The sequence below is a fragment of the Streptomyces sp. NEAU-YJ-81 genome (genome assembly GCF_017592595.1).
Lineage (GTDB): Bacteria > Actinomycetota > Actinomycetes > Streptomycetales > Streptomycetaceae > Streptomyces > Streptomyces hygroscopicus_B.
The window spans coordinates 1-11,901 of sequence record NZ_JAGFNO010000080.1; the positions used below are offsets into that span (position 1 = coordinate 1).

General features: G+C 67.5%; 10 protein-coding genes and 3 pseudogenes. 7 read left to right on the forward strand and 6 right to left on the reverse strand.

The genetic code is table 11. From position 1 onward, the window contains the following. Nucleotides 1-115: pseudogene (locus J5X86_RS51800) on the forward strand (IS5/IS1182 family transposase); the annotation flags it as partial. 10 nt (nucleotides 116-125) lie between these two features. On the opposite strand, the pseudogene J5X86_RS49500 reads toward J5X86_RS51800, so the two are convergent. Continuing rightward, nucleotides 126-413: pseudogene (locus tag J5X86_RS49500) on the reverse strand (transposase); the annotation flags it as partial. 1,353 nt (nucleotides 414-1,766) lie between these two features. Between J5X86_RS49500 and J5X86_RS49505 the strand changes: the two are divergent. The 3 genes from J5X86_RS49505 to J5X86_RS49515 all read left to right on the forward strand — a co-directional run bounded on the left by J5X86_RS49505 (nucleotide 1,767) and on the right by J5X86_RS49515 (nucleotide 3,794). Beyond that, nucleotides 1,767-1,937, forward strand: a complete 171-nt coding sequence (locus J5X86_RS49505; protein WP_208523137.1) for a hypothetical protein — start codon at nucleotides 1,767-1,769, stop codon at nucleotides 1,935-1,937. Nucleotides 1,938-2,094: 157 nt separating this feature from the next. Continuing rightward, nucleotides 2,095-3,165: a helix-turn-helix transcriptional regulator gene (locus tag J5X86_RS49510; protein ID WP_208523138.1), complete on the forward strand. Its 1,071-nt coding sequence runs from the start codon at nucleotides 2,095-2,097 to the stop codon at nucleotides 3,163-3,165. Nucleotides 3,166-3,230: 65 nt separating this feature from the next. Beyond that, nucleotides 3,231-3,794, forward strand: coding sequence for a hypothetical protein (locus tag J5X86_RS49515; RefSeq protein WP_208523139.1), 564 nt, complete (start codon nucleotides 3,231-3,233; stop codon nucleotides 3,792-3,794). A gap of 98 nt (nucleotides 3,795-3,892) precedes the next feature. Here J5X86_RS49515 and J5X86_RS49520 read toward each other — a convergent pair whose 3' ends face one another. Both J5X86_RS49520 and J5X86_RS49525 read right to left on the reverse strand, forming a co-directional pair. Continuing rightward, nucleotides 3,893-4,798, reverse strand: coding sequence for a helix-turn-helix transcriptional regulator (locus J5X86_RS49520; protein WP_208523140.1), 906 nt, complete (start codon nucleotides 4,796-4,798; stop codon nucleotides 3,893-3,895). A 90-nt stretch (nucleotides 4,799-4,888) separates the two neighbouring features. Further along, on the reverse strand, nucleotides 4,889-5,125 hold the full coding sequence (locus J5X86_RS49525; protein WP_208523141.1) for a DUF397 domain-containing protein: 237 nt from the start codon (nucleotides 5,123-5,125) through the stop codon (nucleotides 4,889-4,891). A 217-nt stretch (nucleotides 5,126-5,342) separates the two neighbouring features. On the opposite strand from J5X86_RS49525, the gene J5X86_RS49530 reads away from it, so the two are divergent. Further along, on the forward strand, nucleotides 5,343-5,870 hold the full coding sequence (locus J5X86_RS49530) for an ATP-binding protein (RefSeq protein WP_208523142.1): 528 nt from the start codon (nucleotides 5,343-5,345) through the stop codon (nucleotides 5,868-5,870). A 612-nt stretch (nucleotides 5,871-6,482) separates the two neighbouring features. On the opposite strand, the gene J5X86_RS49535 is transcribed toward J5X86_RS49530, so the two are convergent. Continuing rightward, on the reverse strand, nucleotides 6,483-6,893 hold the full coding sequence (locus J5X86_RS49535; RefSeq protein WP_208523143.1) for a hypothetical protein: 411 nt from the start codon (nucleotides 6,891-6,893) through the stop codon (nucleotides 6,483-6,485). Between the two features lie 1,098 nt (nucleotides 6,894-7,991). On the opposite strand from J5X86_RS49535, the pseudogene J5X86_RS51805 reads away from it, so the two are divergent. Next, nucleotides 7,992-9,062, forward strand: a pseudogene (locus J5X86_RS51805) (PP2C family protein-serine/threonine phosphatase); the annotation flags it as partial. A 522-nt stretch (nucleotides 9,063-9,584) separates the two neighbouring features. Further along, nucleotides 9,585-10,375 (forward strand): IS5 family transposase gene (locus tag J5X86_RS49545; RefSeq protein WP_374229508.1). Its coding sequence is split into 2 segments (ribosomal slippage): nucleotides 9,585-10,329 and nucleotides 10,329-10,375, totalling 792 coding nucleotides; the frame shifts between segments, so codons are not numbered across the junction. Here J5X86_RS49545 and J5X86_RS49550 read toward each other — a convergent pair. Continuing rightward, entirely contained in the window at nucleotides 10,332-10,883 is a 552-nt protein-coding gene (locus J5X86_RS49550) for a hypothetical protein (protein WP_208523145.1), read from the reverse strand. The genes J5X86_RS49545 and J5X86_RS49550 overlap by 44 nt on opposite strands. 219 nt (nucleotides 10,884-11,102) lie before the next feature. Beyond that, entirely contained in the window at nucleotides 11,103-11,651 is a 549-nt protein-coding gene (locus J5X86_RS49555) for a class I SAM-dependent methyltransferase (RefSeq protein ID WP_208523146.1), read from the reverse strand. Nucleotides 11,652-11,901 lie beyond the last annotated feature (250 nt).

Consider the following 11,901-nt stretch of genomic DNA (forward strand, 5'->3'; position numbering starts at 1 on the left):
CTTCAACCGGCTCAAAGGCTTCCGCGGAATCGCCACCAGATACGACAAGACCGCCACCTCCTACGAAGCAGCGGTCAGCCTCGCGTCATTCCTGCTCTGGGCAAGATCCGTTTGAAGACGGGCCCTAACTCCCGTAGCAAGCCGTTGAGCTGGGCAAAGATGCCTTCCTTCTGCCACTTGGCGAAGTAGCCGTATTCCCAGGGTGGGAAATCGTGCGGGAGATAGCGCCACTGCACGCCGGTGCGGTCCACGTACAGGATCGCGTTCATGATCTCGCGCAGGTCGTGTTCGGGCGGCCGGCCGAAGTCCAGCGCCCTGCCTCGGCGCTCAAAGCGCCAGGCGGTCAGCACTGGTTCGATCAACTCCCAGCGGGCGTCTGACAAATCACTCGGATACGGCCGTCGTTGCTGCATGTTCTGGTCGTACCGCCCGGAGCCGAGTGCGCCCAGGCGCACAACACCGGCGACGGAAGCACAGCCCCGAAGATGGGGCGTCCTGGAATGAGACAGGCATAAACCGCCTCCCGCCCCAGCTGTCACCCCACCCGGCCAACACGCCTCACCCACACCGACAGCATCACCACCATCACGACCTCACACCCCGAGAATCGTCAAATATCGGGGCACCCAAGATGAAAACGACCTCTGACGCGAACGCGGCTCGGTCCCTGGACACCCCCGTTCCCCGCACCAGGCATAGGCCGCTTCAGGCGGCTGGGCGTGATGTCCTGGTGGCCGGCTCGGCCCGGTTGCGGCCGAAATACAGGTGGCGGAGTGGCCATTCTCGATCTGCACGGAGTAGGAGAGGCAGTCCCAGCCGCCCTGGTCGGCGATCACGGTGCCGCCCCTACCCTTGGTACGCGCGAGGGAGACCAGGCCGACACGAAGGGAGCACCCGGTCCAGGACACCCGGTCCAGGAACGGCGGCGCCTCAGGTCCGGACCGAGATCCTTTTGATGGCGCGGGTCGCAGAGTCGGAGCCCATGGCACTTGCCCGTGCCGGTGTCCAGCGGCTGACCGCCCTCGTCCTTGCAACCGCCGCGTGAGGGCACAGCAGTACTGGCAGGCGCCAGCACGTGCGACCGACCGGGGATGACAACCCGGACGATCCTTCATACAAACAGTCCAGAGCTGGCAGCCGCTCCTCTGCACTTCCGCCTTACGCAGGCCGGGACTCAAGAGACACCGGCGAGCGCCGGAGTGATATCACAGAAGGTCAACCGTCCTCAGCCGGCGACCCATTGGCTTGCACAAGTCTGGGCTGCTCTTCCGAGGTGGCGAATCCCTAGTGCACGAAGGCCGTCCGGGCGCGCTCTGCGGCTGATAGACGCACAACGGAGCAAAGAGCGCCCAGCGGCTTTCCTGACCCGCTTTCCGCGCCCACGCGCCGACCTCTGACCTGCTGACTTGTCAAGCGATCTTTCGGATCTGCATCCGATTCAGCTCCTTCTGCTCTGCGACGACCGCACCTGAAATCGGGCAGCTGTTCGTCAAGATCCCTCATTCCGGGGATTAGTCATCGCTGCATATCGGAATACTGCGCGATCAACCGCTTATATGGCGGAAGATGGCATTGAGGGATTACGGTCCCTTGACACGAGGAACCCCGGGCGGGCTGACAACCAACACCGGGGCTCCCCATATGCCCTAGCCAAGAAAGGCAAACAACTACCCATGCCTGACCGGTTTTCTGTCGCCGCTGCGCCGCAGTCGGCAACTTGCGACGACGTTAACATTCCGCGCCCCGGACCAAGTGAAACGCGCATCATGAGTGCCGGGACTGTCACGGCACAAGCCAGCGCGTTCCTGGCGATGCCAGTGCTCCTCGTCATCCTCATCAGTAGCTCCTGGACGGCTCCCGCCACAAGCAGTGTGGTGGCGCTGCTGCTTGCCACACGCAAGTCGTACTGCCGTTACCTGCGGATCCGCCTGAACTGACCGCCTCGTGCTGCCCGGGGACGGCGACGGTTCCGTCACCGCCCCCGGGCAAGCCAAGCGGATCACACCAGCTGCGGTGGTACCGCATTCCTCTTCCCTGGTGCGCCAGAACCGGACGCACCCGGGGAGAAACGCGACATGCACTCATGGAGGAACGATGGGGGGCAACAGTCCCCGCTACGAAGATTGCCGCCACTGCCAGGAACCCTTCGTCCAGAAAGAGGGCCCCGGGCGGAAGAAGGCCTACTGCAGCATCACATGCCGGCAGAAGGCGCAGCGGAAGCGGGATGGCCGGTCGACCCAGCGGGCGCGCGCCGATCACCCTCTGGGCAGGCATATTGCGGAGGATCTCCAGGTCCTGGCCGCGTCCTTGCTCGAAGTAGAGTACGACGAGCAGCCGCTGGAGGTCTTGCTGCGCACCGCCGAGGAGGTGGCACGCGAGGTCGAGTACTACGTGGCAGCGGCAGTTCAGGATGCCCGGAGCAAGGGAACGGACTGGGGCAGCGTGGCAGATGCCGCGAACGTCAGCAGGACGACGGCGCGGACCACGTGGGCCGAGAGCAAGGTCCGGCGGCAGCTTGAGCGCCGGGCAGCGGACCGGGCCGAGCGCCGCCCGCGCGCTGCGGCGCCTCACGCGGAAGGTCTGAGCCCTGAACAGGGCAAGGCCCTGTCAAAGGCATCGGAGCGCGCATCGGCGAAGCTTGCATCGGCGCTGTTGTATCTGCATCAGGCCAGCGGGCTGACGATCAAATGCGTGGCCCAGCACACTTCGCTGTCGCCGTCCCACGTGTCGCGGCTGTTGTCGGGTGAACGGACGCCGACGTGGTCGGTGTTGTGCACGCTGGTCAGGTTGTGCGGCGGCGATCCCGCTGACCTGCGGGTGCTGTTCGAGAACGCGCACGGCCTGATGCCGCTCACCCGGCATGCCGTTCCCGACGCGGCAGAACGGCTGTTGGCCGCGCTGCAAGGGCTGTATCTGGCTGCCGGACGCCCGGAATACGGGCGGGTCCGCCACGCGTCACACGGTGCGCTCACCACGCAGAACATCCGGGACATCCTCGAAGGGCAGATGGTTCCGACCTGGGAGGCGACCTCGGCGCTGGTCTCCGCCCTGGACGCCTGGCCTGCCGACATCCGGCCTCTGTGGGAGGCCGTTCACTACGCCTTCTTGGTGTGCCTCGATCCGGTTCCTCACGAGTCTGCGGTCCCCCGGCCTGACGGCGGCTGAGATGTGCCGGTCGCCCGACCCCGCGTACTGAGTTCAGCTGGTTGTCCAGCACCAGGAGAGGCGTCATGATTCTGCCTTCACGCTGCCGCGAGCAGGTCCCTGCGACGGCCTCGTGCCCGCAGCCGCCCGGCACTGCGCTTCCACGAACGGTCGCTGTAGCGGTGCCGCGGGCGTACACCGCATTTTGCCTGCTGCACCAAGATCAGTACCTCAGCTACGCGCGGGAGCGGGTACAGGATGAGCGGGTGAGCCGGAAGGTGGTTGAGACGGCGCTGGGGGACCTGGCCACGATCTGGCCAGCGGTCATCAGCAGTTCTCGTCCGGCGGCTGTCGTGTGGGGACTGCTGAATACGTTGATTTCTTCTACGGTGCACGCTCGGCGGGGAATCGCGGGGATGCCGGTGGATGCGGTGCACCGGGTACTGCCGGCCGCCCAGGCTGATTCGGTGATTCTGCTCTGCCGCCTGCGGCTGAGCGAAACGCAGGCGGCAGAGCTGATGGGCGTGGAAGAGTGGGCGGTCACCAGCCATTTACGGATGGCACAGCGCAACATGCCTGGCGAGCTGACCTCAGCGTCGGCTGCGTCACCGGCGCTGGCGCCTCCGCTGCTGCGGAGTGCCTGTCAGTGACACCGCTTGCGGCATGGCCGGGTGCGCGCGGCTGGCCTGCGCTGGAGGAAGGGTGGGACGTAGCCGCCGCCGGCCGAGTCCAGTTCGGCGCCCTGTCGTCAGTAGCGGAGAGCGTTTTCCAGGAGGTGAAAGCTTTCTTTTGGCGATAGGGATGCCATGCTGAGCGTGTCGAGCACGGAGCGGTAGTGTTCGACCTGTTCGGGCTTGTCCAGGTAGTCGGCGTTACCCAGCTGTTCGAGGTAGATGATGTCGGGAAGGTCGGGGAGATCGAAACGCAGGTGCGTGATCGGGAACCCGGCAACGGCACAGCGGGGCTCGTTAAGGGGTGCGATTTGCACCCGGACATTCGGCAGGCGCGCCATGTCCACAAGGTGGCCTATTTGGGCGCGCATGACCTGCTCACCGCCGACTGGTCGGCTCAAGGCCGCTTCGTCGAGGATGGCCCACAGGTGGGGAGCTTCGCTGCGCGTGAGCAGAGCGCACCGGTCCATCCGCAGCTCGACCCGGGCGTCTATCTCTTCTTGGGCAGCGAGCGGATAGCCGAGGCGAGTCACAGCCCGGGCGTAGTCGGCGGTCTGCAGTAGCCCGGGCACCAGCTGCACCTCGTAGGTGCGGATGACGGAGGCGGCCTCCTGGAGGCCGATCAGCTTGCCGAACCAGTCCGGGAGGACGCCGTCGTATCGCTGCCACCAGCCGGACCGCCGGGACAGATCGACCATTTGCGCGAAGCATGCGAGGACTTGCTCGTCGCGTACACCGTACAGAGCGAGCAAGTCCATCACGTCTGGTTCCTTGCAGGCGACGTTGCCGCGTTCCAGACGGCTGATCTTGGCCTCTGAGCCACCGATGTGACGGCCCGCCGCTTCCGCCTCGATACCGGCTTGCTTACGCATCTTGCGCAGCAGATTTCCCAGCACTAGCCGCATTGCCGTGGGGCTGTGCGACGAAGCGGCGAGGTAGTGCTCCAGCGACTCTTTATCGACCGGTCTGGCAGAGGCGGGCATGCGGGACTCCTGGAGAAGAACGCGATGACGAACATCAGTTTCTCAGGATGACCACCACCAAGGGCCGGAATAGACCATTCCGGCTCAGCCCTAGATACCGATTCGGTCAAACTCACCGTCCCTGGCCCCTGCAATGAATGCCGCGATCTCCTCCCGCGTGTACACCAGCGCAGGGCCTTGCGGGTCACGCGAGTTACGTACAGCCACCTCTCCCCCGGCTAGAGCGGCCAGCTCAACGCAGTTCCCATCTGCAGCACTGTGCCGGCTTTTCACCCAGACCACGCCCTGCAGGGCGTCTGCCGGGAGGCCGTTTGCAACGTGTTCCAATGTACGTCTACTTTCGATATTCCGTTCGATGCTATCGGGCTGATCGGTTGAAGCGAATCACGATAGGTACACGCGTTCCCATTCCTCTCCCGGTCAGGGCAAATTCTCGATGCAATTGCATCCGGGTTGGAGCGGCGAGGATACTAGCCAGGGCAGGCAAGGGTTTCGACCCGCAACTGGACGTCTATCGGGGGACTGAGTGCGCATACAGGCAGCAGTGGCGATCAGGGAGGCCATCGGGGTTCAGATCGCCCTCTCGTCGGCCGATACACATCCACTCGAAATGACGACTTCCGCCCGGCCGGTGACACCGGACTGGGGACTGGCCCTCGGCATCAGCTCAGCCGGGTTCGCCGCCCGCGCCTTCACAGGTGATCGCCGCAGCCTCGAGAGCGTCCGCCGCTTCACACGCGAGGTTCTCAGCGCCTGGGGACTGACTGCCCTCACCGACGACATGACGACGGTAGTCAGCGAGCTGGTCACAAACGCACTGCGGCACGCCCTCGAAGGGCACGAACAAGCCCCAGGAAAAGCGTGGCTTGGCATGTTGCGCACCGGCGGGGCTCTGGTCTGCGCCGTTGCCGATCCAGACCCTTCCCCGCCGCTGCCCCAAGCTCCAGACCCTCTCGCGGAAGACGGGTGGGGCCTGCGCATCGTGGACGCCCTCACCAGCCAGTGGGGCTACTGCGAGACCGACAGCCACGGGAAGGCCGTATGGGCGCGGATCGCTCTGCCTTCTGCGTGAAGCCATCACACCCGGGCCCGGAGGCCCCGAAGGCATTGCCGCCTTTGCCATCCGGCCGGCGGCCAACCGCGTCCGCCCCGCCATCGGCCGTCCTCCACCCAGAGGGCAGCCGGATTGCCCAGCACCGTGTGGCCAGGAGGGCGTGTGCAAGGTGCTCCGCGGCGGCGCCGGGCGCGAGGCGTCACGCAGCGCCTTCAGGGGCTCGGCGCGGTCGAGGACAGCGGGCGTCTGACGCGGAATCCGTTTCCCAAGCCCGCCCTTGGGCGCGGCCAGGGTGGCCGTTGATGGTGATGCCGTCGATGCGGCTCCACTCGGGGGTGGGACCAGGGCCGGTGGCCCGGCTCCCGCGACCGCGGTGATGACGGCTACCCCAAGCGGGTCTCCGCCCGCCTCGACACTCCTCTCGTCGCCCAGGTCATCGCCTCCTGCTGGCGCATCTCCGCCCTCGCCATCGAGCAGAAGCGCACTTGGCGCAACCTCCACCCTGGGTATCACGCTCAGCTCCCCCGGTACCAGCATGCGTAGGTGAGCAAGCCAGCGTTGTGCTGGAAGGACTGGACGCGGGTGCGAAACAGTGCGCAGTCCCCGGGCCGGAGCTGCCCGCACGCGTCGTCACCGGCGCGGGGACCGGCAGCGGTCGATGGGCTCGGCGGCGAAGGTGCCGTCGTGCAACCGCACGTTGGTGAGTTCAAACCGCTGTTCCTCGCCGTTGAGCGTCTGGGCGATGAGCGTTCCTACCGGACGGGTGGTGGTCACCTGGATCGGAAGACCGTCGTCGGTGACCGTGTCAAGCAGGGTGTAGCGGCGGGCCTTGGCAAGGTCGGTGCCCCGGCGCTCGGGTCCGTAAGCTCCAGCGTCGGTCCCGGCTCGGGTGCTGCCGCCGACATGCGGCGACGCGGCTGTGCCCGTGCCATGACGGGTCAGACGCCGCACGCGCCGCCCGCACCGCAGCAGCATGCCGATCACCGCGGCGGAGCCGAGGGCCCCCAGGAACTCCGGCAGCGCGTCGAGCAGGATGTGCATACGCAGTCTCTCATCTTTCGTGTCGGGCAGGGCCGTGCCTGCGCTTGGGCTTACAGGGCGTGGAGTCGGCGGCCTGTGGCCATGCTCCGGGCCGTGGTGTTGGGGGAATTCGGCCCGGGTAGTTCGAGGATCCACCTGCGACGGCCCCGGACGGGCAGGTTGGATGTTGTTCCAACGACAACACGGGGTTGTCCGGTGAAAAACCGGCAAGGGGGCGGGGTGACGAAGGCGAAGCGGCCGGGTCGGCCATGGTCACCAGCCAAGGGGCACTGCGTTGAGATCAACGACCTGGTTCAGATCGTGCGGACGTGGCTGGACCAGGCCGGGCTGACGGTGGGACGGCTGCACGGGCGGCTCACGCCCGACCACTTCGTGGCAGGGGCGGTCCCCGAACTCCGCAAGTTGCGTTCGCTGCTGGCCGGCGAAGGGCTGACGTGGGACCTGGTCGAGGCAGTGGCGGATGTGTGCTTCCCCGATGAACCGGGTCCGGCAACGGTGCAGCGCCTGAAGCGGGCGCGCACGCTGTGGGATGCGGCCAAGGTGAACCCCACCGTGATCGGTGCTGACGGGGAACCTGCTGTGTCCGCTCACGATCTTCTGCAAGCCCAGCGGCGGGCGCTCACGGCCCTCGAGGAGCTCAATCGGGTCCGGCAGGCGTACGAAGCGAGCGAGCGGTCCCGGTATGAGGCCCCGCGCATGGCAACGGTTCTCTTCACCCTCCTGGGCCAGACGCAGGCTCAGGTTGCGCAGCTGACACGCCGTCTGGACGCCCTGAACGCGACGCCTGATGCGGTGTTGACGGACGTCACCGCGACCCACTGGCGCCTGGGACGTGCCCAGGCGCAGGAGGAAGACCTGCGGGTGCAGCTCGCTCGAGCGGAATCGGAGCGGGAGAAGGCGCAGGGCCTTGCCGATATCGCCGCTCGCCGCATCCAGGCGCTGGAGGCCGAGCATCGCGACCTTTGCGGAACGCAAGGCTCTGGTGTTCCGCGGGTCACCGGTGCGGCGGTTTCGCTGCCTGAGCCGGCTGACAACGGTCTAGATGAGGACGCTGCCCTCGATCGGATCGATGCTGCTCTGCACAGTGCTCGCCTCGTCCTGGATCGTGAGCACGAAGCTGTGGAGGATCTTGCGGACGAACTCGGGTGGCGGAGCTCACCGGCCGCCCCGGAGGAGGCCGGCTCACGAGTCGCTGATTTTCCCGGGCAGGCGGTAGGAGGAGATGCGGGGTCTGCGGAGGGAAAACGGGGGACACGCCTGGATGGCGAGTTGTCCGGAACAACTCTGAACAACCCGACGGTCCAGTTCACCGAGCCGGGGACAGAGATCGCGGTGAGAGCGGCTTCGGACCGTATGCGGTTCGTCGGGGCGGCTACGCGAAGGATCGCCCGCGGCATGGATCTGGATGAGATTGTCCTGGGTCTGTGCCGGGCCACCGTGCCCATCTTCTGCGATGCCATCCTGGTCTATCTGCGTGACCCGCTGCCGGTTGGCGACGCGCGCCCGGTCGGCCCGGTGGTACTGCGGCTGCGCCGCATCGACCGAGTCCCCCTGGACCCTGATGCCGAGAGCGGACAGCTCCCTCTGATGTTCTCGCAGGCAGACCTGTCCCCCGCTGGGGGCCACCCGCCCGCCGAGCGGCGCCAGGTCGAGCCAGGCGGCCCGTTGGCCGAGGTGCTGCGCGGCGTGCGGCCGGTCTTCAGCGGCTCAGCGGTGGGCCGTGCCGCCGTGACCGATCTGCTCGGCGAGGGCCACAGCGTGCCCGGTGGCCATTACGGGGTAGTGGCTCCGCTGCGCGGCCTGCGCCGCGTCATCGGAACGGCGCTGTTCCTGCGCCGCCCCGACCGGCCCGCCTTCCAGGAGGACGACCTGCTGGTCGCCGGCCAGCTCGCCACCCATACGGCACTCGGTATCGACAGGACTGTGCTCCATGGGCGGGCGGCTTACATAGCCGACGAACTCCAGCGCACCATGCTGCCGCAGTCGCTGCCGCAGCCGGGTGGTGTCCGGCTCGCCGCGCGCTACCTGCCAAGCGCTGATACCGCCCGGGTCGGCGGTGACTGGTACGAGCCGATCCCGCTACCGGGCAACCGGGTCGTCTTGATGGTCGGCGACGTGTTGGGCCACTCTATGACCTCGGCGGCGGTCATGGGCCAGCTGCGCACCACCGAGGGGGCGTGGCGGCATGAGCCAAACGGCAGCAGACGGGCGCGGGCCTTTGATCCCGCAGCCCAAGACCACGATGGAGGACCTGCGCGCGGCGGTGGTGCAGATCTCGCCGAATCAGGTGGCCGCGTTCGACGCCGAGCGGACGGCGGCGGCCACCCGCAGCCAGGTCGACGCGGCTCCCACACGCCGGTTCCTACGACGGTGGGCTCTCGCGGTGGCGATCGAGCGAGCTCCTGCGCGCGCCGCGCGCCTGAGTAGCTGTCGTCTTCTCGATCTTGAGCGGTGGCGGTCGAACGCGGATTCCCGGTCGGGTGATCCTGCCGTGGCCAGAGCATGAAGACGGGGCCTCCTGAACAGTCCGTGGGTGTCGAATCCATAGAGCAACAGGAGGCCCCGGTGCCGCAGTCTTCCGTGTCGATGGCCAGGCAGTCCAACTCGGCCGCTCCAACATGTGATTGCCTCGCGCACGTGTACGGCAACGCGGCTGACTGGCCCGAGCGGCAGCGCCGGTACCCATCGGACATGACGGACGCGGAGTGGGCCGAGGTCCGGCCGCTGTTGCCGACGCCGGGCTGGATGCGCGGGCGGGGCGGCCGGCCGGAGGGATACTGCCACCGCGCGGTGCTGGACGCGATCCGCTATCTCGTGGACAACGGCGTCAAGTGGCGGTCGATGCCAGCCGACTTCCCGCCGTGGGACCGGGTGTATGCCTTCTTCCGCCGCTGGCGCGACCACGCCCTGGTCAAGGAGTTCCATGACCGGCTGCGCGGCCAGGTCCGCGAGCGGCTGGGCCGGGACGCGGAGCCGACGGCCGGCGTGATCGACTCGCAGTCGGTCAGGGCGGACGCCGTCGTCGGCGCCGACAGCCGCGGCTTTGACGGCGGCAAACAGATCAACGGGCGCAAGCGGCACGTCGTGGTCGACACCCTCGGCCTGCTGCTGGGCGTCATGGTCACCAGCGCGGATGTCGGCGACCGCGCCGCCGCCCAGGTCCTGCTGCACCAAGTCGCCGACGCCCACCACATGCTGGCCCTGGTCTGGGCCGACGGCGGCTACACCGGAAGCCTCGTCGAATACTGCCTGGCCACGCTCGCCCTGGTCCTGGCGATCGTCAAACGCAGCGACGACATGCGCGGCTTCGTGGTGCTGCCCAAGCGGTGGATCGTCGAGCGCCTCTTCGCCCACCTGATGTGCACCCGCCGCCTGGCCCGCGACTTCGAACGCCGCACCACCAGCGCCGAGGCGATGATCTACTGGTCGATGACCTGCTCATGACCCGCCGCCTGGCCCGCTCACACCGCGGGCGAGCGTGAACCGGCCCGGTGCCGGCTCGGCCAGCCAGCCGCGCGCGACCAGGCGTTTCGCCTTCGACCTCAGCGCCTCCACCCGCGCCGGAACCACGTCCATGCCGAACAAAGCGGCCATCTCCTGGCAGGTCATCGGCCCCTGCCCGAGCCGGGCCCGGTCCACGAGCGCCTTGAGGATGCGCTGGTAGTCCACCGACAACGCCGACCACGCAAGCCCTTCACGCCACACCGGAACCTGCGCCTTCACCTTCGCCGCTCCCGGCATTGACGATGCCTCCTCGGCCTGCCCGTCGGCGGTCGGTGCTGTCCGGTCGGCCTGGTCGTGGCCATGCTCGGTCTCGTCTGCCGGGGCAAGCACCTCGCCCACCCGCGAGCGAGCGATAGTCCATTCCTTCCAGTCCCGCTCGGCCACGGCCAGTTCAGCCTGGATGCGGTCGGCCTCCTCCCGCAGTTCGTCCACGCGACGGCGAGCGACGAGCTCGCGCCGTTCCAGCAGCCCCACGACCGACGGCATCCATGGCCTCCACAGCAACGGCGACACGACAGACCACCACTCCCACAGGTCACCGCCCCTATGCCCGACCAGCGAAAACGTCGTCCTCAAGCCCGGAAAGACAACAGCTTCTGAGCCCCGCCGGGCGCAAGCATCTTCAGCGCTGCTTTCCGACTGGAGGAACCTGAGGCTCGCGTCACCGCTTGCGGGCCCAGCCGATCATGCCGCGCTTGGTGATGGTCAACGGAGGCTTGAGTCGCTCCGCAGCCCGGGCGCATCATGCTCCGAAAGCCCACGGCCACGGAGAAAGAGCGTGACAGCGGCATGGTCGGCGAGGTGGACCATGGGCCGGTCCCAGCGCTGGACATCGACGACATCGAAGACACGGCCAAGCTGTTCGGGCCCGTTCTCCGCGTCGAAGCTCACCCGCTTCCCCCAGCCCGGGAGGAATGGCGCCAGCTCGGGGTCATTGTGCCGACTGACCGCGCTGACGGCGAGAAGCCCTCCCACCCCCAGCACCCGGTGCGCCTCCTTGAGGGCGAGCACCGGGTCAGCCAGGTGATAGAGCATCCACAGGGTGGCGGCGCCGTCAAACGACTCGTCCCGGAAAGGCAGCCTCAGGGCGTCCCTGAGGACGGCGGGACGGGGAGCGTGACCGACGTGGCCCGCTCGGTCGACGTCCACGGTTCCCACCTCCTCGCGGGCGAGATAACCCGCGAGGAGGCCGTTGCCGCCTCCGATGTCGACGACGGTCCGAGCACCCTCGGCGGCCAGGCGACGGGCGGCCATGGGACGGACGTCACCTCATACCGCGAAGCGCTGCGTGGCTGCCCGGTTCGCAGCGAAGCGCCCGGGATCACCGTCGTAGTCACCGGGATCGCTTCGCCGTTGTCCATCCCGGCTCGTCCTCGATGTCGGCGTACAAGTGAACGTGCGCCATCTCGTACGGAGGAATGTGCACCGTTTTCGGTGCGGTGATGGGGTGGGGGCCGTGAGTCTGCTGCTGTCGGTTCGGTGCGGCAGGAGGGCGGCTGACGGT